The organism is Kitasatospora sp. RG8, assembly GCF_017813315.1.
Classification (GTDB): domain Bacteria; phylum Actinomycetota; class Actinomycetes; order Streptomycetales; family Streptomycetaceae; genus Kitasatospora.
The window spans coordinates 223,894-249,640 of sequence record NZ_JAGIYX010000002.1; the positions used below are offsets into that span (position 1 = coordinate 223,894).

19 protein-coding genes are annotated in these 25,747 nt (G+C 72.3%); 16 read left to right on the forward strand and 3 right to left on the reverse strand.

The genetic code is table 11. From position 1 onward, the window contains the following. Positions 1–17 precede the first annotated feature (17 nt). From J5Y04_RS03945 to bfr, 4 genes are all read left to right on the forward strand, one after another. The gene (locus tag J5Y04_RS03945) at positions 18–224 is read left to right on the forward strand and encodes a hypothetical protein (RefSeq protein WP_209410356.1); all 207 of its coding nucleotides are present in this window, start codon (positions 18–20) and stop codon (positions 222–224) included. Positions 225–315: 91 nt separating this feature from the next. Further along, a complete protein-coding gene (locus tag J5Y04_RS03950) occupies positions 316–1,695 on the forward strand; it encodes an NAD(P)-binding domain-containing protein (protein WP_209410357.1) in 1,380 nt (459 codons plus the stop codon). A gap of 214 nt (positions 1,696–1,909) precedes the next feature. Beyond that, positions 1,910–2,542 carry a DUF3105 domain-containing protein gene (locus J5Y04_RS03955; RefSeq protein WP_209410358.1) on the forward strand — a complete coding sequence of 211 codons (633 nt, stop codon included), beginning with the start codon at positions 1,910–1,912 and terminating at the stop codon, positions 2,540–2,542. Between the two features lie 148 nt (positions 2,543–2,690). Further along, positions 2,691–3,170, forward strand: a complete 480-nt coding sequence (bfr, locus tag J5Y04_RS03960) for a bacterioferritin (protein ID WP_209410359.1) — start codon at positions 2,691–2,693, stop codon at positions 3,168–3,170. A gap of 34 nt (positions 3,171–3,204) precedes the next feature. On the opposite strand, the gene J5Y04_RS03965 is transcribed toward bfr, so the two are convergent. Further along, complete coding sequence (locus tag J5Y04_RS03965) at positions 3,205–4,038, reverse strand: ZIP family metal transporter (RefSeq protein WP_209410360.1); 834 nt, start codon at positions 4,036–4,038, stop codon at positions 3,205–3,207. Between the two features lie 590 nt (positions 4,039–4,628). Here J5Y04_RS03965 and J5Y04_RS03970 point away from each other — a divergent pair. From J5Y04_RS03970 to J5Y04_RS03990, 5 genes are all read left to right on the forward strand, one after another. Next, a complete protein-coding gene (locus tag J5Y04_RS03970; protein ID WP_209410361.1) occupies positions 4,629–4,910 on the forward strand; it encodes a hypothetical protein in 282 nt (93 codons plus the stop codon). Then, complete coding sequence (locus J5Y04_RS03975) at positions 4,862–6,382, forward strand: Ig-like domain-containing protein (protein ID WP_209410362.1); 1,521 nt, start codon at positions 4,862–4,864, stop codon at positions 6,380–6,382. Before J5Y04_RS03970 ends, J5Y04_RS03975 begins: the two co-directional genes overlap by 49 nt. Before the next feature lie 254 nt (positions 6,383–6,636). Continuing rightward, a complete protein-coding gene (locus J5Y04_RS03980) occupies positions 6,637–9,318 on the forward strand; it encodes a glycosyl hydrolase (RefSeq protein ID WP_209410610.1) in 2,682 nt (893 codons plus the stop codon). Positions 9,319–9,837: 519 nt separating this feature from the next. Continuing rightward, a complete protein-coding gene (locus tag J5Y04_RS03985) occupies positions 9,838–10,416 on the forward strand; it encodes a sigma-70 family RNA polymerase sigma factor (RefSeq protein WP_209410363.1) in 579 nt (192 codons plus the stop codon). 112 nt (positions 10,417–10,528) lie between these two features. Further along, positions 10,529–12,739 carry an MMPL family transporter gene (locus J5Y04_RS03990; protein ID WP_209410364.1) on the forward strand — a complete coding sequence of 737 codons (2,211 nt, stop codon included), beginning with the start codon at positions 10,529–10,531 and terminating at the stop codon, positions 12,737–12,739. A gap of 153 nt (positions 12,740–12,892) precedes the next feature. Here J5Y04_RS03990 and J5Y04_RS03995 read toward each other — a convergent pair whose 3' ends face one another. Beyond that, positions 12,893–15,727 (reverse strand): AAA family ATPase, encoded by a 2,835-nt coding sequence (locus J5Y04_RS03995; protein ID WP_209410365.1) that lies wholly within the window; start codon positions 15,725–15,727, stop codon positions 12,893–12,895. A gap of 211 nt (positions 15,728–15,938) precedes the next feature. Between J5Y04_RS03995 and J5Y04_RS43145 the strand changes: the two genes are divergently transcribed. From J5Y04_RS43145 to J5Y04_RS04020, 5 genes are all read left to right on the forward strand, one after another. Next, positions 15,939–18,809, forward strand: a complete 2,871-nt coding sequence (locus J5Y04_RS43145; RefSeq protein WP_209410366.1) for a helix-turn-helix transcriptional regulator — start codon at positions 15,939–15,941, stop codon at positions 18,807–18,809. 245 nt (positions 18,810–19,054) lie between these two features. Next, the gene (locus tag J5Y04_RS04005; protein WP_209410367.1) at positions 19,055–20,758 is read left to right on the forward strand and encodes an aminotransferase class V-fold PLP-dependent enzyme; all 1,704 of its coding nucleotides are present in this window, start codon (positions 19,055–19,057) and stop codon (positions 20,756–20,758) included. A 370-nt stretch (positions 20,759–21,128) separates the two neighbouring features. Continuing rightward, the gene (locus J5Y04_RS04010) at positions 21,129–21,671 is read left to right on the forward strand and encodes a hypothetical protein (protein ID WP_209410368.1); all 543 of its coding nucleotides are present in this window, start codon (positions 21,129–21,131) and stop codon (positions 21,669–21,671) included. Between the two features lie 86 nt (positions 21,672–21,757). Continuing rightward, positions 21,758–22,054 carry a tail fiber domain-containing protein gene (locus J5Y04_RS04015; RefSeq protein ID WP_245204218.1) on the forward strand — a complete coding sequence of 99 codons (297 nt, stop codon included), beginning with the start codon at positions 21,758–21,760 and terminating at the stop codon, positions 22,052–22,054. A gap of 286 nt (positions 22,055–22,340) precedes the next feature. Continuing rightward, the gene (locus J5Y04_RS04020; RefSeq protein ID WP_307852910.1) at positions 22,341–22,994 is read left to right on the forward strand and encodes a 2OG-Fe(II) oxygenase; all 654 of its coding nucleotides are present in this window, start codon (positions 22,341–22,343) and stop codon (positions 22,992–22,994) included. Between the two features lie 591 nt (positions 22,995–23,585). On the opposite strand, the gene J5Y04_RS04025 is transcribed toward J5Y04_RS04020, so the two are convergent. Further along, positions 23,586–24,560: a YafY family protein gene (locus tag J5Y04_RS04025; protein ID WP_209410370.1), complete on the reverse strand. Its 975-nt coding sequence runs from the start codon at positions 24,558–24,560 to the stop codon at positions 23,586–23,588. Between the two features lie 94 nt (positions 24,561–24,654). Here J5Y04_RS04025 and J5Y04_RS04030 point away from each other — a divergent pair, with 94 nt between their 5' ends. Together J5Y04_RS04030 and J5Y04_RS04035 are read left to right on the forward strand one after the other, a co-directional pair. Beyond that, a complete protein-coding gene (locus J5Y04_RS04030; RefSeq protein ID WP_209410371.1) occupies positions 24,655–25,056 on the forward strand; it encodes a RidA family protein in 402 nt (133 codons plus the stop codon). A 428-nt stretch (positions 25,057–25,484) separates the two neighbouring features. Continuing rightward, positions 25,485–25,733, forward strand: a complete 249-nt coding sequence (locus tag J5Y04_RS04035; protein WP_209410372.1) for a hypothetical protein — start codon at positions 25,485–25,487, stop codon at positions 25,731–25,733. Positions 25,734–25,747: the final 14 nt, after the last annotated feature.

The window sequence follows — 25,747 nt, forward strand, 5'->3', positions numbered from 1 at the left end:
TCGCCGAGGAGATCGCCATGAGTGACAACGCCACCCCCGTTCCGGACTCCGTAGCCCCGTCCGCCGGCTGTTGCGGCCCGGTCGCCGCCGAACGCCCGGCCGTGGAGGTGTCCTCCGCCGTAGCCCCCTGTTGCGGGACGGCCGAGGGCGCCTCCGCCGCCGAGACGTGCTGCGACCCGGCCGCCAGGCGCGAGGCCGTCGCCGCCGGTGCCGACTGCTGCTGACCCGTCCTCGATCCCGCCCCCGCCTTCCCCCCGCCTTCCCCCGGCCTTCGGTCGGGGGTGCCCCCGTCATCACCTTTCCGGAGACCCTGAGATGAGCGAGAACACCTCCGCCGGCCGGCTGCCCGTCGTCGTGGTCGGCGCCGGCCCGATCGGACTGGCCGCCGCCGCCCACCTGATCGAGCAGGACATCGAGCCCCTGGTCCTGGAGGCCGGCCCCACTGCGGGCACCGCTGTGCGCGAGTGGGCGCACGTCCGGCTGTTCTCGCCCTGGGCCGAGGTGGTCGACCCGGCCGCCGAGAGGCTGCTCGCCCCGACCGGCTGGGTCCGACCCGACGGAGCGACGTACCCCTTCGGCGGCGACTGGGCCGAGCTCTACCTGCAGCCCCTCGCCGACGTCCTGGGCGAGCGCGTCCGGTACGGGGCCCGGGTCACCGGCGTGGCGCGTGCCGGCCGGGACCGCATCGTCGACTCCGGCCGGGACGAGCAGCCCTTCACCGTCCACGTCGAGCACGTCGACGGCCGCGAGGAGCGCATCCTCGCCCGCGCCGTCGTCGACGCCTCCGGCACCTGGTCCACCCCCAACCCGCTCGGCGCCGACGGCCTGCCCGCACTCGGCGAGCGCGCGGCCAACGGCCGCATCTCCTACCGCATCCCCGACCTGAAGGACCCGGCCGTCCGCGCCCGGTACGCCGGCAGGCGCACCGCCGTGGTCGGCGCCGGTGCCTCCGCGTTCACCGCCCTCGCCCACCTCGCCGACCTGGCGGAGGACGAGCCCGGCACCCACGCGGTGTGGGTGCTGCGGCGCGGCATCACCGGCTCCACCTACGGCGGTGGCGAGGCCGACCAGCTGCCCGCCCGCGGCGCGCTCGGCCTGCGCGCCAGGACCGCCGTCGAGGACGGCCATGCCAGTGCGCTGACCGGCTTCCGCACCGCCGCCGTCGAGACCCAGGGCGAGCAGCTGGTCCTGGTGGGCGAGGACGGACGCCGCAGCGAGCCGGTCGACCGGGTCGTCGTCCTCACCGGCCTGCGTCCCGACCTGTCGTTCCTCTCCGAGGTCCGCCTCGGCCTCGACGAGCGCCTCCAGGCCCCGACCGCACTCGCTCCGCTGATCGACCCCAACCAGCACTCCTGCGGCACCGTCTACCCCCACGGCGCGCACGAACTCGCCCACCCCGAGCAGGACGTCTTCCTCGTCGGCATGAAGTCCTACGGCCGCGCCCCGACCTTCCTCGCCATGACCGGCTACGAGCAGGTCCGTTCCGTCGCCGCCGCGCTCGCCGGCGACCACGAGGCCGCCGCCCGCGTCGAACTCACCCTTCCCGAGACCGGCGTCTGCGGCGGATCCGGTCTCTTCGACCAGCCCGACGACGCCCGCGACGGCGGAGGCTGCTGCCCGGTCCCCGCCGCCCCGCAGCTCATCACCCTCGGAGCGGCACCCGAGTCGTCCTGCTCCACCACCGGCGGCTGCTGACCCGGGTCGTGACGACTCTTCGAGCCTGCGGGGCCGCGACCGGATCGGGGGACCGGTCGCGGCCCCGCGTCGCTCCGCCCGCCCTCTGCGTCACTCGGATCGCCGGCCGGGGCATCCTCGCCGACGCCTTCCCCGTTTGGGCCCCGGCGGGGTTTCGCGGCGATACTGGAGATGAACGCCGGGCACCCGCACGGCGGGGAGAAGGACATCAGCCATGGCTGCCGCTCCCGGAGAATCGCCGGACACCCGACGCGCCAGGATCGAAGCCCTCCGCCGGGAGGAGCGACGACACGAGCGCCGCCGCAAGATCGTCTATGCCTCGGCGGCGGGCGTCATCCTCGCCGGAGTCGTCGCCGGTGGCATCTGGGCCGTGACCTCGGCGTCGGACAACGCCCCCAAGGCCGCGGTCACCATCGCCGGCGTCCAGACCTTCGGCACACTGGGACGGACCCACGTCCAGACCCCGGTGAGCTACCCGCAGACACCCCCCGTCGGCGGCGACCACAACCCGCTCTGGCTCAACTGCAACGGCAACGTGTACACCAAGCCCGTACCGAACGAGAACGCCGTGCACTCCCTGGAGCACGGTGCGGTCTGGATCACCTACAACAACAAGGCCGGTCCGGCCGACGTCGCCGCTCTCGCCGCCAAGGTGGAGGGCAAGCCGTACTCGTTCATGAGCCCCTACCCGACCGAAGCGGGGACGATCACGCTCACCGCCTGGAGTACCCAGCTGGTGGTGGACAGCGCGAGCGACCCCCGCGTGGACGCCTTCCTGACCCAGTACGTCCAAGGCCCGCAGACGCCGGAGCCCGGGGCGCCGTGTACCGGGGGACTCACTCCGTAGCCGCGTCGCCTGCCGACGAGGCGTGCTCCGCCACTCACTCGCTGCGATGGTTCGGTGTGCGCCGCGCGGCGCTTGCACCGGCACGGGGCGGGCCGTTTCCTGGAATCAGGGCGGGCCGTTGCCGAGAGCAGGAGGAGGAGAGGCCGCGATGCAGGGTGACCAGGAGGTTCTCGAATTCCTCAATGAGCAGTTGACAGCTGAACTGACCGCGATCAACCAGTACTTCCTGCACGCCAAGATGCAGGAGAGCTACGGCTGGGTGGCGCTCGCCAGGCACACCCGGCACGAGTCCTTCGAGGAGATGAATCACGCCGAGAAACTGACCGACCGGATCCTCCTCCTGGACGGGCTGCCGAACTACCAGCGGCTCTTCCACGTCCGGATCGGCCAGAGCGTCAAGGAGATGTTCGAGGCGGACCGCCAGGTGGAGGTCGAGGCGATCGACCGGCTGCGGCGCGGCATCGTGGCGATGCGCACCAAGAACGACGTCACCTCGGCGAACCTCTTCGAGGCCATCCTGGCCGACGAGGAGGAGCACATCGACTACCTGGACACCCAGCTCGCACTGCTGGAGAAACTCGGGGAGCCGCTGTACGTGGCGCAGCTGATCGAGCAGCCGGGGAGCTGATCGCGGCACTGGTGGGTGGGGAGCGGTGCGGGCCTCACACACCGGCGGCGATGACGACGGCGTCGGTGGCGAAGCCGACCAGCAGGCCGAGCAGGATCATCCAGGTGACCAGCTCCTTCATGCCGACGCGCCGGGCCACGGCGAGGAGTTCGATGACCACGTAGAGGATGGACCCCGCGGCGAGTCCGAGGAAGGCGATGCCGAGGGTTTCGTTGACCACCTGCCGGCCGATGAGGGTGCCGACGAAGGTGGGACCGCCGCCGATGAGGCCGAGCAGTGCGAGGAAGCCCCAGGAAGGGCGTTCACCCTCGGCGGCGAGCGGGGCCACGATGCCGAAGCCCTCGGTCGCGTTGTGCAGCCCGAAGCCGATGACCAGCAGGAGGGCGAGGGAGATTTCGCCCTTGGCGGCGGAGTTGCCGATGGCCAGCCCCTCTGCGGCGTTGTGCAGTCCGATGCCGGTGGCGATCATCAGGGCGAGGTTCGCGGCGCGGGAGCGGGCCCGCGGGGACAGCTCCTCGGTCACGGCCGATGCGCCCGGCCCCTTGGAGAGCGGGGCGGGCGGTGCTCGGTGGCGGGCGATCCACCGGTCGTAGTACACGAGGCCGAGAAGTCCGACGGCGAGACCGGCGGCGAGCACCAGGCCGAGCTTGGCGGCGGTGAGCCAGTGACGGTCGCCGAGTGCGGCGTCGGTCGGCTCCCAGGCGGCGGTGAGGACGTCCCAGAGCAGGAAGATCAGGATGCCGATCGCGACCGCGTTGAGGCCGGCTCGCAAGCGTGGGGCGGGGTTGCGCAGGCGCCCGATCGGTAGGCCGAGGTAGATGGTGAAGCCTGCGATGGCGCCGAGTAGGGCGATCTGCGGACCGGACATGGCGGGCTCCGAGGAAGCGCTGCGGCAGGGCGGGTTCAGGCTGCTGATAAGGCTTACCTAACAAGCCTTCCCCGATCCGACCTCGGCCGCACCCCAAGGTGACCGAGGCCGAGCGCAGGACCTTGTCCGACGCGGTGAACTCGCTGGGCGAACCGCTGTCGAAGCCGGGTGCGGGGCGTGGGGTGCCGGGTGCCGTGTGCGGGGTGCCGGGCACGGGGCGTGGGGCGTGGGGTGCGGGATATGGGCCGAACGGTGCGAGTTTCGCGCGCGAACGGAGGCTCGGCGGGTGAGCCCCGTGACCGTCCCGGCCCCTGCGGTCACAGACTGTGCTCGCCCTGACGGCTGCACGAGAGGACGGACCTGTGAAACCCGCATCCCGGCGGAGACCGATCCCGCTCAGACGGCCGCTCGGCGCGGCCCTCGCCCTCTCACTGGCGATCGGTCCGCTGTTGTCGTCCGCGTACGCGTGGGCGGATGAAGGCCCGGCCGTATCCGCGAGCCGCGGCGGGAGCGACCAGCCGCGCGACCGCACGACCCGGCCGGGGCCCTCCACCCCCAGGGTGGTGCGGCCGCAGGTCAGAGCCCCCGGCGTGTACGTCATCGACGCGGACGCCGCCGCGAGCAGCTCGACCACGTTCGGCGAACCGTCCATCGCGATCAACCCGGCCAACCCCCACCAGATCGCCATCACCCGGTTCGCGTCCGCCGGATCCGCCTGGAACAACAACGCCGACCTGCTCTACTCCAGCGACGGCGGGATCACCTGGACCGACGAGGCGACCATCCCGGTGCCCCCGGGGGTCGCGAACACCTCCGGGGGCCCGTGCGACCAGACCACGGCGCGGGCAGCCTCAACGTCGGTGCCGAGGTGAACGTCTCCACCTCGACCAACGCGGCGCTGCCGTCGGTGGCCGTGCTCGGCGACGGGACGGTCGGCGTCCTCTACCTGACCTCCGACGGGAACAACACCAGCGGCTTCCCCACCTTCTCCGCACACCTCTCCCGGAGCACCGACCACGGGGTCACCTTCACCGACACCGTCCTGCAGACGTACACCACGCAGGTCGGCACCGCCGGCGCCCCCCGCGAGCGGCTGTTCGGCGACTTCCAGCAGCTCAAGGCGGTCGGCAACACCTTCTTCGGCGCGTTCATCGGCAACCTCAACGGCGTGAACCAGACCACCGCGCAGCCGACGGACACGATCTTCTTCAGCGTGCCGCAGGCCACCACGTCGACGCTGGCCTCGTCCGTCGACCCGTCCGTCTACGGGCAGCCGGTCGCGTTCACCGCCACCGTCGTCCCGCCCCCGGACGGCGGCACGGTCACGTTCAAGGTCGACGGCACCCAGCTCGGCAGCCCGGTGGCGGTCAACACCACGACCGGGGCGGCGACCTCGGCCGGCACCGCCGCCCTGGGCGTCGGCACCCACAACGTCGACGCCACCTACAACGGCGACCCCAACTACCAGGGCGACACCGCGATGACCCTGGTCCAGACGGTCAACCAGGCCTCCGTCACCACGACACTCGCCTCCTCGGCCAATCCGGCGGCGTTCGGGCAGCCGGTGACCTTCACCGACACCGTCTGCGCGGCGCCCCCGAGCACCGACCCGACCCTGCCGCCCTCCGGCACGGTCACCTTCCGGGACGGCACCACGCTGCTCGGCACCGGCACCCTCGCCCCCGGTGGCGGGGCACACTGCGCACAGGCCACGCTCACCTGGTCCAACCTGCTGCCCGGCACCCACACGATCACCGCCTCCTACGGCGGTGACGGGAACTACCTGGCCGGCCCGTTGGAGAGCCTCACCCAGACCGTGGCCTGCACCCGGACCGTCACCGGCACCACCGGCGCGGTGCTCGCCACGACCGGCAGCACCTGCGTGCTGAACGCGACGGTCAACGGCCCGGTGCTCGTCCAGCCCGGCGCGGCCGTGTTCGTCTCCAACTCCACTGTGGCGAACGGGATCAGCTCGCGCGGGGCGACCCAGTTCGGGGTCTGCGGCAGCCGGATCACCGGCGCGGTCAACGTCGCCGAGACCACCGGCTTCACCCTGATCGGGGACCCGGATGACGACGGATGCGCACCGAACCAGATCAGCGGCGGCATGTCGCTCGGCAACAACCGGGGTGGCGTCGAGCTGGTCTCGAACCAGATCGGCGGAACGGTCTCGGTGAGCGGGAACACCGGCCACGGCCCGTTCCCGGAGGACAACGGCACCGAGCTGGAGGGCAACACCATCGGTGGCACCCTCACCTGCAGCGGCAACAACCCGGCGCCCGTCAACGACGGCCACCCGAACACGGTGAGCCACGGCAAGCTGGGGCAGTGCGCCAACCTGTGATCGCGATCTGAGGAAGGGGCGTGGAAGGGGCCCGGTGCCGTCCGGGCCCCTTCCACACGTCCCGGCCCGACGCGGCCTCTCCCCAACTGGTGCTGTGGGGAGGATCTTTAACCACCCATTACGCGCAGCCCACTTCCCGCGGTGCCATGACAGGCGTCAGGCTTCACTCTGCTTCGCCGGGGCGCGCGACCGCGCGTGACCGGCCCTATGGGGAGGACCGCATCGTGCCCAAGAGGCAACGACGACGGCTGCTGATGTCCGCCGTCACGCTCACCGCGTTCGGACTGACCACCACGCAGGCCCTGGCCGCACCCGCGCCGGCGGCGCCCGGCGCCAAGCCGGTGCCCGTCCAGCGCCTGACCGAGACCGGCCAGAAGCACGCCCAGAAGATCCGGGGCGAGGCCGCCGCCGGCCAGGCGTTCACCGCCAAGCCCAAGGCCGAGGGCGGCGGCGAGGACGAGGGCGACGAGGCCGAGAACTCCGCCGAAGGCACCGCGCAGTACACCGAGGCGCGCACCGCCCCCGGCGTCGTCGCGCCCGGCGCGTACGGCGCCGCCTGGGCGCAGCTCCAGTCGATGCCGCACACCGCCGGATCCTGGGACCACGTCACCGAGAAGCCGTACAACTCGGACGATCCGCGCTACCGCGACGTCAACTCCAACTCCAGCGGCGGCTCGGGGATGGTGACGGGCCGGATCACCGGCATCGCGGCCGACAAGGACGGTTACGTCTACGCGGGCGGGGCCAACGGAGGGGTGTTCCGCTCCCGCACCGGCGGTGGCCACTGGGAGCCGATCGCCGACAGGCTGCCCACGCTGTCCACCGGCACCCTGGACCTCGACGCGGGCGGGCGGCTCTGGTACGCCACCGGCGAGTCCAACACCGGTGCCACCTCGTACGTCGGTACCGGCGTGTACGTGCTCTCCGACCCCAGGCACGGTGAGTTCCAGCCGGGCAACCGGGTGGGCGGCGCCGAGCTGGAGTCGACCATCATCCACGCACTGCGGTTCGGCGGCGGCAAGGTGTGGGCGGCCACCAGCCGGGGGGTCTGGAGTCACTCCGCCACCGCGCTGTCGGGCCCGTGGACGCTGGAGTTCGCGCCCAACCCGGAGTACCTGCCGGGTGGTTCGAAGGCCGGGGACCCGGCCGCGCCGTACAGGAACATCGCCAACGACATTGCGATCGACCCCAAGGACCCGGACAAGGTCGTCCTGGCGGTGGGCTGGCGCAGCGGCGACACCTACAACGGCTTCTACAGCAAGGCCGCGGACGGCACCTGGCAGCGCGTCGGCCCGTTCGGCGACCTGCCGACGGATGCGGCGAACGTCGGCAACGTGACCTTCGCGCGCTCGGCGGACGGCTCGCGCTACTACGCGATCGACCAGTCCCCGGCGGTCATGGCGAGCGACCCGGACACCGGACTCAAGGGCATCTACGTCTCCAAGTCCGGTTCGCCGTTCGGCCCGTGGACCCAGATCGCGGACAAGGACAAGCTGAAGAACTCCGGCTCCGCGCTGCAGGACGCCGGCTATCAGCCCGGCATCCAGGCCTGGTACAACCAGTTCCTCCAGGTCGACCCGGCCAACCCTGACCACGTCTACGCGGGCCTGGAGGAGGTCTTCGAGACCACCGACAGCGGCACCACGTGGGCCACCGTCGGGCCGTACTGGAACAACGGCTTCCCGTGCTGGAGCATCGACCCGGCCAAGCAGACCGGCGACTGCTCGCCGACCACCCACTCCGACCAGCACGCCGTCGCCTTCGGCGGCTTCCAGGGCAAGGCCACCGTCTACGTCGGCAACGACGGCGGCATCTACCGGCGCCCGACCAACGGGCAGTTGGACGCGTACGGGCACGCCAAGGACTGGACGCCGCTCAATGACGGCACCATCGACACCCTGCAGTACTACTCGGTCGGCGTCGGAAAGGACCCGGCGGACCGCTCGGGCCGGGGCGTGATCGTCAGCGGCGGCCTGCAGGACAACGGCCAGTCGATCCTGCGCGCCCACGACAAGGTGATGGGCTCCAACTTCGGCGGCGACGGCGCGGACACCCTCGTCGACCCGGCCAACGGCTGCAACATCGCCGAGGAGTACGTCTACCTCGACATGTGGGTCACCCAGAACTGCGCGGTCAACGACGGCAGTTGGACGAAGGATCCGAGCAAGGCCACCTCCTACGAGGTCGCCCCGCCGGACAAGGACACCGGCGCGGCTCGCTTCATCGCCCCGATCACCAGCGACCCGAAGGACGGCAACACCTGGATCGCCGGCGGCCGGCACGTCTGGGTGCAGCACAAGGGCTACGCGATCCGCAGCGGCAGCGAGTGGACCTCCGCCTACGACCTCGGTGACGGCCACGTCGCCACCGCCGTCGCGACGGTAGGCGGCACGGTGTACGCGGGCTGGTGCGGGCCCTGCAACAACGTCGGCTTCAGCCGCGGCATCGCCGTGGGCAGGACCGACGGCACCGGCTGGCACCAGCTCGACCTGCCCGTCGACGGCACCCTGCCGAACCGGTACATCTCCTCCTTCGCGGTGGACGAGAAGGACGCCCGCCACGTCCTGGTCGCCTTCAACGGCTTCTCGCGGACCTGGACCGAGGGCCCCGGCGCGGGCGTCGGCCACCTCTTCGAGACCCGTGACGGCGGCGCCACCTGGACCGACATCTCGGCCAACCTGCCCGACGTCCCCGCAACCTCGGTCAAGATCCTCCCCAACGACGGCCTGGCGGTGGGCACCGACCTCGCCGCCTTCTACCGCGCCCCCGGCACCGGCGAATGGCGCATCCTCGGCCGCAACCTGCCCACCACCTCGGTTCAGCAGCTGAAGACCGGCCCCGACGGCAAGCTCTACGCCGCCACCTTCGGCCGCGGCATCTGGTCCTTCGACCTGCGCCGCCTCGGCCACGGCCGCTACGACGAGACGGACGACTGATCCACTGGTCGCGGTGACCGGCCCGCTGCCCGGCCCGCTCACCGTGACCGAGCCGGGCAGCGGCGTCGGAGCCGGTTGGGCTGGGGGAGGGGAAGACCGGATGCGCCGACAGGCCGTCGGACGGCACGCCGTCGGCCTGTCGGCTGGCGCGTGGGGAGGCGGAGCGCTATGGGCCGGCGGGAAAGTTCATGGGCGGAGCGTGGACGGTAGGACCGTGCGGAACGTCACCCGGGGTCGGCACCCGCCGGAAGGAGCGGGAGCGCAGGCCTGCGGGCGCGGATGCTCCAGATATCCGCCAGTCGGCACAGAAGCGCAGGTCAAACGGCTTGTCCGGGGGAGTGGCGGGGCGCTGCCGGTGTGACCGTTGCCAAGCCGGACCACCCCGGATGTGTCTCCACCCATCCGCCGGCGGGCTACCCGAGCGTGCCTAGCCAGCGGATGTTTCCCCTTTCTCCGCCATGCAAACCTCGATCGTCGGCATGACCGGCACAGCTCCCTGATCGACACGCGAGGACCTTCATGAGAACGCTCACCCACGGCAGACCCACGCGGGTGAACGACTCCCCGGCCGTCCGGACCCGGATGCCCGAGGTCGCCTTTCGGCGGCTGAGCGCCATGCACCGCACCGCGGTCCTCACCTATCTCGCCAGGCGCACGTTCGGGGATCCTCAGCTGGCCGAGGACCTCACGCAGGAGACCTTCCTCCGCGCGTTGCACCATCCCGAGGTGCTGTCGGCCGATCATCAGAGCGCGCTGCCCTGGCTCTACCGGGTGGCCCGAAACCTGTTCATCGATCACCTGCGCTCACGCCGGTACCGGCCCGTCGAGGTCGGCTTCGACGACCCCGACACGATCTTCGACGAGAGTGCGACCGCGAACGAGATCGACCTGCTCCTGACGACCTGGTCGGTCCGCTCGGCGCTGGCGTCCCTGAGTGATCAGCACCGCGCCGTGGTCACACAGGTCTACTTCGAGAACCGCTCCATCAACGCCGCCGCCCAGATCCTCGGTGTGCCCCCCGGCACCGTCAAATCCCGCTGCCACTACGCGCTCCGCTCGCTTCGGAGGACCTTGAGAGAGCACCGGTCCGTCGCATAGCCGACCCGGCGCGATGCGTACGGCGCGCCGGTGAACACCGGGAACGCACGCCGCCGCGACGAGAACCACGCCTGCCCGCACCCCCCTTACGGCTGCCCCCACGGAGGCCCGCATGACCACGACCGACCGACCGCACGCACCGCACCACGGCCCGCTGCACCACCCTCCCCGTCCGCCGCAGGGCCGGAGTGAGCAACCTCGTCCCGCACCGGGCGGACCGCCTGGCCCCCTGGGCCGTCTCGGGCTCTGGGCCGCAGGCCACCTGCGGCTGGTCACCGCGCTCTGGCTCGTCGTGGTGGCCGGGCTCGGCGCCTTCGCCCCGCAGGTGACCTCCGCGCTGGCCGGCGCGGGCTGGCAGGCCAACGGCTCGGAGTCGGTACGCGTTCGTGATCTCGCCCAGCGGCACTTCGACGGCAACGCCTCCTCGGCTCTCCAGGTCGTCGTCGCCGCCGGCCGGCCGGTGGCCGATCCCGCCGTTCAGCTGGTCCTCGATCGGGCGATGGCGCTGCTGAGGGCCGACCCGCGCATCAGCGAGGTGGTGCCACCCCAGCCGGGCGCCACGGTCAGCCCCGACGGGCGCACCGCGGTCGTGCTGGCCGGCGCCAAGGCCGACACCAACGCCATGGTCCGTGCGGCGGACGACCTCAAGGGGCCACTCGGGGCGCTGTCCGGAGACGGAGTCCAGGTGAGCGCCACGGGTGCCTCCGTACTGTGGAGCGACTTCAACGCCGCCAACCACGACGCGATGATGCGCTCGGAGATGCTGTCGTGGCCGGTGACCCTCGCGATCCTGGTGCTGGCCTTCGGCTCGCTGATCGCCGCCGGGCTGCCGCTGCTCCTGACCATGGCGGGACTGGCGGCCTCTGCGGGTGCGCTGGTGCTGCTCAACCACCTGACACCGACGTCCATCTGGGCGATGAACTTCGCGATGATGTTCGCCCTCGCCCTGGGCATCGACTACGCCCTGTTCATCGTCGTGCGGTTCCGTGGGGCGCTCGCCCGGCGCGGCGCCGCCCGGCACGCCGTCGGCGAGACCATGGACACCGCCGGCAAGGCCGTCGCGCTGTCCGGCGCCACCGTCCTGGTGAGCCTCTCCGCGGTCCTGCTCGTCCCGTCACCCGCCTTCCGGTCCATGGCACTGGGAATCATGATCGCGGTCGCGTTCGTCCTGGCCGCGACCCTGACGCTGCTGCCCGCGGTCCTCGGAAGCCTCGGCGTCCGGGTCAACGCCGCACCGCTGCCGTTCACCCGCCCCACGGACGCCACCGGCTCGCCCCGCTTCGGCCGCTGGGCCGTACGTCTGTGGGCACACCCCCTGCGGTACGGCGTCCCCGCCCTGATCGCGCTGGTGGCACTCGCCCTGCCGGTGGCCGGGCTGCGGACCGCCATGCCGTCCGTCACCGTCATCCCCGCCGACTCCTCCGCGCGAACGGGCTACGCCGCCGTTCAGAAGGCGTTCGGCCCCGGGGCTCCGGGCACCCTGCAAGTCGTGACGCCGCTCTCCCGGGCCGAGACCGCCGCCGCCGTCCTCAGGAGCACCCCGGGGATCGCGGCCGTCATGCCGACCACGATCGCGGCCGACCGGTCCGACCTCGCGCTCGTCCAGGCCGTCCCGGCCGTCGACCCCGCGGACCCCGCTCTTCGGACGACCGTCGCCGAACTGCGCGAGCACCTGCCCGAGCACAGCCTGGTCGGCGGGGCCGCGGTCGAGAACCTCGACCTGCAGGACGTCCTGGACGCCAGGACCCCCCTGGTCGTCGGAGTCATTCTGGCGCTCGGTTTCGTCCTGCTCCTGGTCGCCCTGCAGGCGCCCCTGGTCGCGCTGATCGGTACGGTCACCAACCTGCTCGCCACCGCGGCCGCCTTCGGTGCCGCCCGTCTCGTCTTCCAGGACGGGCACGGGGCCGGGCTGATCGGGTTCACCCCGCAGGGCTTCCTCGACGGATGGGCACCGGTCTTCTTCTTCGCCATGATCTTCGCGATCGCGATGGACTACACCGTCTTCCTCCTCGCCTCGGCCAAGGAGCACTACGAGCGCGGCGGTGATCCCCGCACAGCCGTGGTCGCCTCGCTGACCCACTCGGGCCGGGTCGTCTTCGCGGCCGCCGCCGTGATGGTCGCGGTCTTCTTCACCTTCGCCCTCTCCGGCCCGCTGCCCCCGAAGGAGATGGGCATCGTCCTGGGCCTGGCCGTCCTGTTCGACGCGGCCCTCGTCCGCCTGGTCCTGCTGCCCGTGCTGCTCCGGCTGACCGGCCGCGCCGCGTGGTGGACCCCGGCCTGGCTCGGCAGGATCCTGCCGACCGTCCGGTTCTCCCACGAGTAGGCTCCTTCCTCTCGGATCACGCCCCGCGCGGCATGATCCGAGAGGGCCGGCCCGGCGCGGATCAGGGCCGCGACCGAAGGCCGGGCCGGGACGCGATGGCGATTCCCCGCGTTCCACGGTGCAGCGCCGGTGCGCCGCGCTGCACACCGCCGCTCACCGAGGCTGTCGCAGGGCCGCAGTCACGGCGAGCCCCACTCGCGAGGACTCGCCGAGCTTCGCCATGACACGAGACACGTGCAACTGGACCGTCCGCCGGGACATGTAGAGACGCTCGGCGATCTGCGGGTTGGAGCAGCCCTCCGCGACCAGGGCCAGCACGGCGCGCTCGGTCGCGCTCAGGGCCTCCCAGCCCGTCCCGCACCCGGCGACGGCCTGCCGGCTCCTGACGGTCAGCCCTTCCGCCCGCAGGCGCTGCCGCGTACGCCGGGCGTCCCAGGTGGCACCGAGGGCGAGGTAGCCGTCGACGGCTTCGGCCATGGCGGTGCCGGCTCGGTCCGGCAGGCCGGCGCGGGCCAGCAGGACGGCCTCGTTCTCGCGGGCGAACGCTGCGAACAGCGGGCGCCCCGCGGCGTGGTAGGCCGTGGCGGACTCGGCCAACAGCGAGTTGTCCGCCTCGGCCAGCCCGCGGCAGAGCGCGGCGGTGCCGAGCTTGTTCGGGGACGGCTGGAAGTCGGCGGCCTCCTGGGCGGACTCGGCGAGCGCGGCCAGCCGGTCCGCGCGGCCCAGGCAGAAGGCCATCCGGGCGGCGTCCGGGAAGAGGTGATCGAGGGTCACCACCTTGCGCAGCACCCCTGAGGCCCACAGGTACGACTCGAGGAGCTCGAAGGCCCGTACGCAGTCGCCTTCGGCGTCCTTCACCAGGGCCCGTGCCCACCAGTGCAGGTACGCCGTGTGGGAGCGCGCGGGCCGGCCCTCGGACGCGTTCACGACGGCGTCGGTGTGTTCGGACCGCTGGTCGCGCCGCACCTCGATCAACGCCGCGACCGCGTGCAGATCGGGACCGATGTTCAGGGGGTCGATGGTGTCCAACCCGCTCTGGACGGCGACCAGGGCGTCGTCCCAGTTTCCGCGCAGGAACTCGACCTTGGCGATGGCGGACTGGTACCCGGTCAGCAGCGCCACGCCGGCCCGCTCGCTCTCGCGTGCGCCCGTGCGCAGGTGCGCGTGGGCCTCCGCCAGGCGGTCGAGGTCGGCCAGGCAGTAGCCCCGGGCCAGGTGCGGGGAGAGCTGGAAATCGGAGGAGATCCCCGTTGCCCCGAGACTGTCGAGGGCTTCGGTGGTGAGGGCGAGGGCCTCGTCAACCCGCCCGGTGACCACCAGGACCGCCGCCTGGGTCGTGAGACCGTACGCCGTCGCGAAGGTGTCGCCGCTCTCCCGCCCGTGCCGCACCGCCAGGAGAGCGGCGGCCTCCGACTCCTCCATGCGGCTCATGAAGTGGAGCGCCTGTGCCTGAACGGCGTGGAGGCGGGCCGCCTGGTTCTGCGGGAGGCCCTCCAGGGCGAGCGCCGAGCGGACCTCGGCCACCGTGTCCTCCAAGCGTCCCTGCTCCAGGACCGCCTGCGCGAGCCACCCGCGCACCGTACCCTCACGGTCGATCGGGAGGGGCCGAGCGAGTGCGGCTCCGGCGGCTCGTTCGGCCTCCGCAGGCAGACCTGCCCAGAGCAGCGCCCTGACGAGTTCGAAGTCCAGGTCCCGGCAGCCGTGGCCCGCAGTGGCAGTGGCAGTGGCAGTGGCAGTGGCGTCGGCATCGGCGGTGGCGCGCCGCAGCAGCTCGACCGCCAGCGCCGGGGCACGTACCAGGAGCGGATCGAGTGACGCACGCAACCAGGCCACGTCCCACCGCCCCAATCGCCCGGCCTCCAGCACGTGCTCCGCGACACGCTCGACGGGCGCACCCGCCTCTGCCAGCGAGGCTCCGATCTGCTCGTGGAGAGCCGTCCGGACCGCCTGGGAATGGCTCTGCACCACCGCCCGTCGTATGAGATCGTGCCGGAACGCCAGCCTGCTTCCGCGCTCCTCCAGTACTCCCGCTGCGAGCGCCTCCACCACCGGCTCCACCAGGTCGGTGGCCGGGAGCCGGAGGACGGCGGTCATCTCGGCCGCACTGAAGGCGCGGCCGAGGAGCGCCACCACGCGGAGCATCTCGCGAGTCGGCACGCTCAGGGTGTCGAGGCGGTGGAGGATCGTGGAGCTCAGTGTGGCCGGGACGAGGGACATCTCCGCGCTGATCTCGGCGGTCGCTCCGCGGAGCTCGATGCGGCCCGCATCCGACAGGTCCCTGATCAGCTCCGCCACGTAGAGCGGATTGCCGGCCGCGCCTGCGACCAGGGACCGCAGCCGTTCGCCCGGGAGGCCGCCGGTGAGGTCGGCGACCAGGGCGGCGACCCCGGCCTCGGCCAGCGGGCCGAGATCGGTCGTCCGGACTCCGGACTCCTCCAGGTCGCGCAGCAGCCCGGCGATGGCGGCGCCTTCCGGTGCGGGACGGTACGCGACCACCAGGAGCAGGGGCAGCTGGTCCAACGCCCGTGCCAGTCGGCGGATGACGGCGAGGCTGGCCGGGTCGGCCCAGTGCAGGTCGTCGACCAGCAGCGCCAGCGGCTCGGCCGAGCACCAGTCGTCCAGTGTCGAAAGGATGGCCTCGGCGACCAGGAACTCCTGGCCGACGGCCCCCGCCGGTGCGCTGACCCGCTCATCGCCACGCAGCAGACCACGGATCCGTGCCACCCCCGGGTGTTCCGCGGGACTCGCGTCGAGGCACTCGCTCAGCACGGCGAAAGGAAGCGACTGGTCGATCTCACCGGCCTCGCCACGCAGGACCGTGATCCCGGCGGCCCGGCAGAGGCTGTCGACGAGGTCGAGCACGGCCGACTTCCCGATGCCCGGCTCACCGCGGAGTACCACCGCCTGGCCCGTGCCCGCCGCCAACTGTCGAACCATGAGTTCGATGCGCGTCCGCTCGGTCTCACGGCCCTGCACCGTCACTGCCATCCAGATCCACTTTCCCCGTCGCCCGACCATCACAGCTGCTCGGCACCTCGGGCCCGCGCTCGCCGGGTCGCCCCGGCCCGGCCAAGTCTCCCAGGCCGTCACGGCTGCCGGGTCTCCGGTCCGGCACCAGGGCCTCCGGGTACGGGCGATCCGGGCCGGACGGCATCGCGCCGGTACAGCGCCGATGATCGCTGATGCGATAATCCTGCGAATGAGAACCACTCGGCCGGGAGCGGCCCCGATCGGTCGGACGACCGAGTCGTTGCAGCTCGCCGAGGTACTGTCCGGAGCCGCGGACGGCCGGGGACGCGCCGTCCTGCTCCGGGGCGAAGCCGGGATCGGAAAGTCCACCCTGCTGAGGGCCTGCGCCGATCGCGCCCGGGAGACGGGCTTCGCGGTGCTGCGGGGCACGGCGAACGAGTCGGAGCAGCGCCTCCCCCTGGGCACGTTCCTGGACGTCCTGGAACGGGACCAGCCGTACTCCGGGGAACTGCGGGCGGAGTACCGGGCTGCGGTGGCGACATCGGCACGGCACACGGCCACCGGGATGACGGACCCGGTGTCGGCTGCGGTGGAGAGGCTGTTCCACGTGGTGGCACGGCAGTGTTCGACGAGCCCGGTCCTCGTCGTGGTGGACGACCTCCAGTGGGCGGACGAGATCTCGGCGACGCTCTGGACACGCCTGGCGCACCACGCCGAACGGCTCCCGCTCATGGTGGCGGCAGCCGTCACGCCCGGCACCGGCGGGGAGGCCGAAGCCCCCGCCGCGAAGGCGATGCGAAGCTGCGGCGGTCTCATCGTGGACCTGGGGCCGCTGGCCCCGGACGACGCGGCGGCCCTTGCGACCCGTCAGCTGGGCGGCCCGGCGGGCCCGACCCTGCTGGCGGCACTCGGCCGGGCCGGTGGCAATCCGCTCCACCTCACCGAGCTGACAGCCCTGCTCCACCGCCAGGGCGCGTTGGCGATGGGAGTGCACGGGTTCGAGATCTCACCCGACCGCCGCGACCTCTCGCTCGAGGCGGCGATCACCGACCGTCTCCAGCGGCTGTCGACCGAGCTGCGCGCGGCCCTGCGGATCGCCGCCCTCCTGGGCGCCGAGTTCCGGCCGGCCGATCTCGCCGCGGTGTCACGCCGTCCGCTCGTCGCCCTCCTTCCGGTGCTCGAGGAAGCCCTCGCCGCAGCGGTGCTGGACCCGGCCGGAGAGCGGCTCAGGTTCCGTCACCAGCTGATCCGGCAAGCGCTCGTGACGAGCGTCCCGACGGCCCTGCGCGGGGCGCTGCACCGCCAGACGGCGGAGGCGCTCGACCTGACCGGTGCACCCCTCGACCAGGTGGCCGGCCACCTGGTCCAGGCCACCTCCGTGGCCGCGGACGCCTGGCTGCACGGATGGGTGGCGTGCCACGCCCGCGAGCTGGTCACGCGCTCGCCGGCCACCGCGCTGGAGCTCCTGACCCGAGCGGATGCCGGGACCGGCCGGGAGGCCGACCGGACCGGTCGGCAGCTGCGCATGGCCGAGGCACTGACCGCGCTGGGCCGGCCGCACGAGGCCGAGGTGATCGTACGACGGCTGCTCGCCGCACCGTCCGTCGAACCCGAGGTCGCGGCCGAGGCCTCCTGGCTGCTCGGCGAGGCGCTGTACGCCCGGTCGCCCGGAACCGGAGCCCTGGAGGCCGCGGCACTGCTGGCTTCCGCCTCCAGGACCGACGGCATCAGCGAGCGGTCCAGGGCGCGGCTGCGGGCCGAGGGCTCCTTCTATCTGCTCCGGTCGGACCGGCTCGACGAGGCCGCCGAGGCGGCGGTCGGCGCGGTGGCCATGGGCGGCCGCTCGGGGGAGACGTTCGCCGTCGCCTACGCCACCTGGATCCAGACGGTGATCGCCAGAGTCCGGGACGGCGACCTCAGCGGCGCCGTGGAACTCAGCGAGCGTGGCCTGGCCCTGTGCGTGGACGGCGCGCATCCCCGGGCCGAGCGGCTGCTCCGGACCCAACGACTCGTGATCGCCGGGCTCCACGACCGGATCTCCGAGGCCGACACGGAGATCACGCGGCTCCGCCGCCTCGGCGCAAGCCCCCGGACGCACGGTCAGCACACGGCGGTCGCGATCGCCGCGCATCTCTTCCGCACCGGGCAGTGGGACGAGGCACTCGCCGAGATCGAGCACCTGGCCGAGTCCGAGGACCTTGCCGGGGAGGAGCTCCCGCCCGTGGCCGTTCAGGTGCACGGCCTGGCCGCGCTGGTGGCCGGCCTCCGGGACGACACGTCCACGTGCGAAGCACGGTTGCGGCTCGTGCGGGACCATCCGCTGCACACTCTCGCTGACCCCGGAGCCCCGCAGTGGCTCGTGATGGCGCGTTCGATCGCCGCCGAACGAGCCGGGCGGCCGGACCGGGCACTGGCCGCCCTCCTGCCCGTCCTCGACCGGGAGGTCGCGACGGGACCGGTTGGCCGGTCCTCCTGGCTGCCGGCCGTCGTCCGGTTGGCGCTGGCGGTCGGTGACCGCGCGACCGCCGAGACCGCCGCCGCGGCCGCGGGCACCGGCACCGTTTCGTCCGGGGCGCCCGGCATCGCCTACTGGCAGCACACCGCCCGGCACGCCGCCGGACTGCTTGAGGCCGATCCGGCGCCCTTGTTGGAGGCCGCCGGCTACTACGCGGCGTCCTCCCGGCCGCTGCGACGGGCGAACGCCCTGGAAGACGCGGCCGAACTGCTGGCCCGGCAGGGGTGTCCGGCGGAGGCCAGGCGCCGACTGGACGAGGCGGTGGCCGTCTACACCGGGCTCGGCGCCGCCTGGGGGATCCGGCGCGCCCAGGCCCGGCTGCGCGCGGCCGGGCTGCACCTCGGCGCGCGCGGCCCCCGGCCGCGGGCCGCCTCGGGCTGGCAGAGCCTGACGCCGACGGAGCTGCGCGTCGCCCAGGGGATTGCCGACAGCCGCTCCAACCCGGAGATCGCCGCCGAGTTGATGCTTTCCACCCGGACGGTCCAGACCCACGTCTCCCACATCCTCGCCAAGCTCTCCTTCCGCTCGCGGGTCGAGATCGCCGCCGAGGCCGCCCGGCAGAGCCGCGTCCGTCGGAAGGCCTGACGCACGCGGGGGAGCCGCTCGCGCCGTCCGTGACCAGCGTCACGTTGAACCTTCGGTCGAAAGCCGTCGTAAGGCCTTCCGTGGAAGAGAACGCTGTCATCACGACCCTCAGGAAACCGTTCGGGCTGATCGGTCGGTCCCGCCGTAACGCGCCGGGCGTACGTCCGGACGGCTCGGGCCGGAAGCCGGCGACGGGATGCCCGGCTCCCGAGCGGTCCGGCACAGCGGAACCGCCGGAGGCCGGCGTGGCGCTGCTGACCCGGATCCGGTGCGGCCTCATCGGTGACGGCGACGTGCTGCCGGGCCCCTACGGTCCCCGACGCATCACCTACGCCGACTACACGGCCTCCGGACGTTCGCTGGACTTCGTCGAGGACTGGCTGCGTGCCGCAGTCCTTCCGCGGTACGCCAACACCCATACCGAGAGCTCCGCCACAGGGCTGCAGACCTCCCGCCTGCGCGAGGACGCCCGGCAGCTGATCCACCGCGCGGTCGGCGGCACCGACGACCACGTCGTGCTGTTCTGCGGGTCGGGGACCACGGCTGCCGTGAACAAGCTCGTCGGCATCCTGGAGCTGCAGAGCCCGGCCGGGCGGCACGACCCCGTGCAAGCCGTCCCGCCGCACCGTCGCCCGGTCGTCTTCGTGGGGCCCTACGAACACCACTCGAACGAGCTGCCCTGGCGGGAGTCGGTCGCCGACGTCGTGGTCATCGGGCTGGACGCGGACGGCCGGATCGACGAGGACGACCTGCGCGCCCAGCTCGTCCGCCACGCGGACCGGCCGCTCCGGATCGGCAGCTTCTCGGCCGCCTCCAACGTGACCGGCATCCTCACCGACACCGACCGCATCGCCGCCCTGCTGCACGCGCATGGAGCGCTGTCCTTCTGGGACTTCGCCACGGCCGGGCCGTACCTGCCGATCCGGGTCGCCGAGTCGGCACCTGGTCGCGGCGACCACAAGGACGCCGTCTTCCTGTCACCCCACAAGTTCGTCGGGGGCCCTCAGTCCCCGGGGGTGCTCGTCGTCCGGCGGGACCTCGTCCGCAACCGCGTTCCCACCATGCCGGGCGGCGGTACCGTCGCCTTCGTCGACCCCGTGCACCAGTACTACCTCGACGACGTGGTCGCCCGGGAGGAGGGCGGCACCCCTGCCATCGTCGAGTCGATCCGCGCCGGCCTCGCCTTCGAGGTCAAGGAGGCGGTCGGTGCCGAGCTGATCCACGCCAGGGAGGAGCGGGCCTGGCAAGCGGTCCTGGACCGCTGGCAGCGCAACCCGAACATCGTCATCCTCGGTGCCACGCACGTACGGCGCCTGCCGGTCGTCTCGTTCCTTGTCCGGCACGAGGACCGCTACCTGCACCACAACTTCGTGGTCGCGCTGCTCAACGACCTGTTCGGCATCCAGGCTCGCGGCGGCTGTTCGTGCGCCGGCCCCTACGGGCACCGGCTGCTCGGGATCGGGGAGGACCACTCGGCGGCGTTGCGCGACGAGATCGTCGCCCGGGGCCACGAGGGCATCAAGCCCGGCTGGACACGCGTGAGCTTCCCGTACTTCATGTCCGACACCGTCCGGGACCACATCGTCGACGCGGTCGACCTCATAGCCACGGACGGACACCGTCTGCTTCCCGACTACCGGTTCACGCCCGGCGCAGGCCTCTGGCGCCACCGGGACGCCCCGCTGGAACCCCCGCTGAGCCTGGCCGACTTCCGTCTCGACACCCCGGGCTCCGGCCGGAAGCCCGCCGACACACCGGTCCGCCACGGCGAGGAGCACCTGGCCGGCTACCTCGCGCACGCACGTCGGCTGGTGGCCGGCCGTCCCGAGCGCCGCGACCGTCCGGCCGAGGGTCGCCTCGACCTGCCCGAGGGTTTCGAGGCCCTGCGGCACTTCGCCATCGCCGAAGCCTGCCTGCGGCCGCACCCTGACGGACCCGCAGGCCACTGACCGTTGCGGAACGAGGACACCGGTACCTGCGACGGGGCGTCCTGCTGGTCGAACTCCCCTGCAAGCGTGGCTCGCACGGACGTCCGACCGGTGATCGACGGACGGTTCTGCGGTGGTGAGCCGGTGGCGGCGTGGTATTCGGCGGTTGCTCGGCTCGTATTGCGTCGATCGTGTTCGTCACCGTCGTGCCGGCGGTTCATCAGATGGTGCGAACTCGCGCTTGTCAGCTGGTTGGGCCAGACGGGCGTGGATACGCTCGGCCGCGCCGTCCGAAGGGGGCGGCACCCGTCGCGTCCTGCACGCGCCCAGGCCGTCCCGGCCGTGAGGGGCCGGCACGGATCACGCTCGGGCAGTTCCCGCGGGAGTGGACATGACTTCTGTAAGCCGTAAGACCGTCGCGGTGATGGCCGCGGCTCTGGCATCACTGGGCGCGGGCAGCGGTGTCACCGCCTCCGCGGCCACCCCGTCGCCCGCGTCGTGCAGCAGCGGGGCGGAATGCCCCAGCCTGAAGCCGACCAGGCTCACGGCCAGCCAGGCCACCTTGAACGTCACCCAGTTGCAACTGGAGAACATCAATGCGATGGCGTCCGACGCGGTGACCGGGGAGCCCATCCGCGGTGCGAAGATCGTGTTCGCCACGATGGGCGGCAGGACGCTGGGAACGGCCTACACGGACTACGACGGCATCGCAGCGATCTCCGCTCCGGAGAACCTGGGCCCCGGAACCCTCCAGGAGCTGCTGGGCGGCTACGAAGCCGCGATGGTCGGCGACGGCGTTCACACCCCGGCCGGGGCCCACGGAGCGATCACGATCGGCACGGACCAGGGGCCGGGGCTCCCGGGCAATCCATGCTCCGTCTGCAGTGACCGCGGGCTCAAGCAGGACGTGGTCCCGGTCGACTGGAGCCGGTAGCGATGCGGATCTTCGGCCGGCGGTGCCGCGCGGCTGACCGCGGTGCCCCGGCCCGTCGTCCGCCCGGGGCGCGGGAGAGCGGCGCTGTGGCTCCGGTCGGTGCGGTCAACGGTTACGCGGTTCTGGAGACCGTGGCCGCGCTGCCCGTCAGTACCTGGCGCTACCTCTGGGAGCCCGAAGACGTGCGCCACCTCGGGCCGATGGCCCAGGACTGGCACGCCGCCTTCGGCTTCAACCAGGACGACACCAGGATCCCCGTCGTCGACGGCCTCGGCGTCGCCCTGGTGTGCGTCCAGGCATTGCACCGCCGCGTGGCAGAGCTCACGGCCGAAGTGGATCGGCTACGAGAAGCAGCGGTTGGGAACAAGCCCGAGGCCGTGTGACGGCGCTGGGCGTCCTGCGGTGATGCTCCGGCCGTCGCAGGGTCGTCGCAGGGTCGTCGCATGGCCGTCGCAGAGCTGTCGCAGGGTCGACGGTCAGCGGCCGAGGGCGCGTTCCGGCCCGAGCGCGGGCCACGGTCGCCGCCCACTCCCGGTGCGGGCTTGGGGGAGTCGGCCTGCGGAACACTCATCGCGATCCAGAAGGCAGGACACCATGACGAGGCAGGACACCGTGGCACGACACGACACCCTGACGGGCCCCTCCGAGGCGATGGATCGGCGGTCGCAGGTGTCTACGGACGCGATCTGGCGGCTTCCGGTGACGGTCTGCCGCATCACCCAGTTCCTGGGCGAGCAGACGGCCGGCGCCTTGCTGGAGCGCGCCATCGCCTCCGCCGACGACACGTTGAAGCCCTCCACGATTCGAGACCGGGAGCTGGTCCCCGACTTTCGCCGGTCCCGGTCGCGAGGAGACTTCGCCGCGCCCGAACTGATGGCAGCCATCGACGAGGTACTGGAGGCGGTCGAGCACACTCTTGGAGTCTCCTGTCGGCACACGGAACCCGAATACGGCCTCAACGTGCACAACGACGGCGACTTCTATCGGCCGCACCAGGACACCGATGTGAGGTTGGCCCCCCGGCGTCTGCTCACGTTCGTGTACTACCTGCATCGCACGCCCCGGCCGTTCGGTGGTGGAGAGCTGCGCGTGTTCGACGCCGCCCTGCCCCTGCACACCGACACGGCCGGAAAGTGGCAGGAGCGCACCTGGCGGGACTGGGAGCCCGAGCACGACAGCATCGTGTTCTTCCGGCCCACCGCCTGGCACGAGGTGCGGCCGGTCAACTGCCCGGGCAAGCAGCACGCGGACAGCCGCTTCGCCGTCAACGGCTGGCTGTGCAGCCCCGACCCCGCGAACCGCGGGAACGACGTGAGCCGGTGAGAGGCTGCCCGGGCGGGGCCTGTCCCGTATGAGTTCGGGCGGGGTCGGAACGGAAGCCGTAGTTCAGGATGGCCGAGGTGCAGGCCTGGACCAGGCGGCGACGAGCCCCGGGCGCCGGCGTCGTGGTGCCGGCCAGGAGGACCGCGGTGAACCTGCTGTTGCGCAAGGAGGTTTCTCCGAATCGACTGGCGGGGAGGGCGGCGATGAGCGATGACCAGTGGCTCCGGGACGTGACCCGCCGTGCCGCTGCTTCCCACGGTCAACGCGGGTGCACAGCAGCAGGTCCGTGGACGCGCAGGCTGCGGCGGAGCAGGCCGAGGGCCTTGGCGGGTCTGTCCGCGATGTGGAACCGGTTCGCCACCGGATTCGGAGACTGGTGGCGAGCCGTGTCGGATCCACCGGGCGGTGCCCGGAGCGCGGTAGTTGCCGATCACGGTCGGTCGCGCTCCCGAGGTCGCGTAGGTGCGGCGGCGGCGCAGGACGGAGGCGTGCAGCAGGCGGTCGGCCGAGGAGTTCGAGGAGGCCATGGCGGCCATGGCGGCTGGATCCGGGGTTCTTGACGGGCAGTCGGCGGGGTGTCGGCCCCCGGCCTCAGGATGACACCTCGTAGCAGGTCGCGATCGCGGTGGCGCGGTTGTGCAGGGAGTCCCGCAGCCACTGCGGGGCCAGGGCCTCTGCGTTCGTGGCGAGCTGCCACAGTGCCCATTCGGCGTGTCGCGCGTCCTGGAAGGTCACCTCCAGCCGCAGCCGGCCGTCCGGGTCGGCCTCCTCGGCGAGGACGGCCAGCGCGGTGCCCACCAGGTCCTCCCGCCGCGCCGGGTCCACCCGTACCAGCACGGTGACCTGGTCGCCGCCGGTCCGGAACCGCCTGCTGCGTTCCTGCCAGGCCCGGTCCAGGTCGACCCGTTCCGGTCGCTGTGCCGGTTCGTCGAGTTCCTCGGCGGCCAGGATGCGGGACAGCCGGTAGGTGCGGTCCGCGCCGCACCTCGTGGCCAGCAGGTAGCCCTGGTCGCGCACGGTGACCAGGCCGATCGGGTCCACCGTGCGCCACTGCGGGGGCTGGTCGACGGCCGCGTAGTGGATGTGCAGCCTGCGCCCGGCGAACACCGCGCGCAGGACCGCGGCCACGATGGCGTCGGGCACCTCCTCGACGACCAGCCGACGCGAGAGGAGGTCGGTCTCCGGGTCGATGAGCAGTCGCTGAGCCGCGCCGGCCGCGGTGTCCCGATAGCCGGCGGGCAGCGCGTCAACCACCTTGAGCATCGCCGAGGCGAGCGCCGAACCGAGGCCGAACGCCTGTGCGCCGCGCCGCGATCCGGCGACCAGCAGAGCAAGGGCCTCGTCGTGGTTCAGTCCGGTGAGCTCGGTCCGGAAACCGGGCAGCAACGCGAAACCGCCGTGCCGGCCGCGTTCGGCGTAGACCGGGACACCGGCTGCGGACAGCGCGTCGATGTCGCGCAGCACGGTGCGGGTGGACACCTCCAGTTCGCGGGCCAGCGTGGCCGCGGACAGCCGGCCGTGCTGCCGCAGCAGCAGTACCAGGGAGACCAACCGATCGGCGCGCACGCGAAAACGCTACCGGAATACACGACACCACGATGTCGTGAATCGTTGCGAGGCTTCAGCACAACAGGCCCATCGCACACGAGAGGTGACCCGCATGGCACACGCCATCGTCAATCCGGACGGCTTGCACGACCCGGTCCCGTTCGGCTACAGCCACACCGCCACCGTCCCCGCAGGTACGGAACTCGTGCTTGTCGCGGGCCAGTACGGATCGGGCCCGGACGGCGCCGTCGTCTCCACCGACTTCGCCGAGCAGGTGAAGCAGGCGTTCCGCAACGTCGGCGTCGCTCTTGCCGCCCACGGGCTCGACCTCAGCCACGTCGTGCAGCTCAGGACGTACGTGGTGGACCACGACGTCAGTAAGCTCGGACCGATCGCCGGGGCCGTGCAGGAGGGTTGGGGCACGAAGCCGCCCGCGCAGACGCTCATCGGCGTCGCGAGCCTGGCCGCGCCTGACGTGCTGTTCGAGGTGGAGGCCGTCGCCGCCCGGCGCTGACGTCGCCGCCCGGCGCTGACGTCGCCGCCCGGCGCTGACGTCGCCGCCCGGCGCTGACGTCGCCGCCCGGCGCCGACCGGCGCTGCAGCGTCGGGGCCAACGTCGGGGCCGTTGCACCCGTCGTGGGGGCGGCGGCTCGGCGCCGGGGTGGTGCGGCAAGGTGAACGGGCGTCATCGGGCGCGAAGCTCCGGAGTGGCGCGTCGCTCTGGTGAGAAGGCGTCCCGTAGGCGAGCGCACGCGGCTCGCCTACGGGCGTCGGTGGCGAAGGGGTTGGCGCTCCATCCGAGTCGGGCAGGCCGCGGTGATCGACTGTTTCCTGCCAAATTGGTCTCTACCATTGCTTCGAATCCGGGATTCCGGAAGGCTCGCAGCCGAACGCCGGGACGCGGACTCCGGCGTGCTCGCCCAAGGGGAGGAAGACAGCGACATGGCACTGCGCAAAGCGGTTTCCACCATGGCCCTGGCCGGACTGCTGACGGTTGCGGGCGGCCTGATGGCCGCCCCCGCCGCCCAGGCGTCCACCACGAGGACGACCGGATACACCTACATCGGCATGTACCCGAGCGGCGCCGCGTGCGACGCCGCCGGCCAGGCCTACGTGACCCGGGGGGAGGCGGTCACCTACTTCTGTGACGTCGCCCCGAACACCGCCCGCCTCTCCGTCCTGTTCTACTGACCGGCCGGGTGGAC

Bases quoted from the DNA above. Each gene is read 5' to 3' on its own strand.
- J5Y04_RS03990 (WP_209410364.1), top strand. From the start codon at position 10,529: ATGACCACGACCGACCGACCGCACGCACCGCACCACGGCCCGCTGCAC.
- J5Y04_RS43145 (WP_209410366.1), top strand. From the start codon at position 15,939: ATGAGAACCACTCGGCCGGGAGCGGCCCCGATCGGTCGGACGACCGAG.
- J5Y04_RS03955 (WP_209410358.1), top strand. From the start codon at position 1,910: ATGGCTGCCGCTCCCGGAGAATCGCCGGACACCCGACGCGCCAGGATC.
- J5Y04_RS04010 (WP_209410368.1), top strand. From the start codon at position 21,129: ATGACTTCTGTAAGCCGTAAGACCGTCGCGGTGATGGCCGCGGCTCTG.
- J5Y04_RS03950 (WP_209410357.1), top strand. From the start codon at position 316: ATGAGCGAGAACACCTCCGCCGGCCGGCTGCCCGTCGTCGTGGTCGGC.
- J5Y04_RS03945 (WP_209410356.1), top strand. From the start codon at position 18: ATGAGTGACAACGCCACCCCCGTTCCGGACTCCGTAGCCCCGTCCGCC.
- J5Y04_RS03995 (WP_209410365.1), bottom strand. From the start codon at position 15,727: ATGGCAGTGACGGTGCAGGGCCGTGAGACCGAGCGGACGCGCATCGAA.
- J5Y04_RS03980 (WP_209410610.1), top strand. From the start codon at position 6,637: ATGTCCGCCGTCACGCTCACCGCGTTCGGACTGACCACCACGCAGGCC.
- J5Y04_RS04030 (WP_209410371.1), top strand. From the start codon at position 24,655: ATGGCACACGCCATCGTCAATCCGGACGGCTTGCACGACCCGGTCCCG.
- J5Y04_RS03985 (WP_209410363.1), top strand. From the start codon at position 9,838: ATGAGAACGCTCACCCACGGCAGACCCACGCGGGTGAACGACTCCCCG.
- bfr (WP_209410359.1), top strand. From the start codon at position 2,691: ATGCAGGGTGACCAGGAGGTTCTCGAATTCCTCAATGAGCAGTTGACA.
- J5Y04_RS04035 (WP_209410372.1), top strand. From the start codon at position 25,485: ATGGCACTGCGCAAAGCGGTTTCCACCATGGCCCTGGCCGGACTGCTG.
- J5Y04_RS03965 (WP_209410360.1), bottom strand. From the start codon at position 4,038: ATGTCCGGTCCGCAGATCGCCCTACTCGGCGCCATCGCAGGCTTCACC.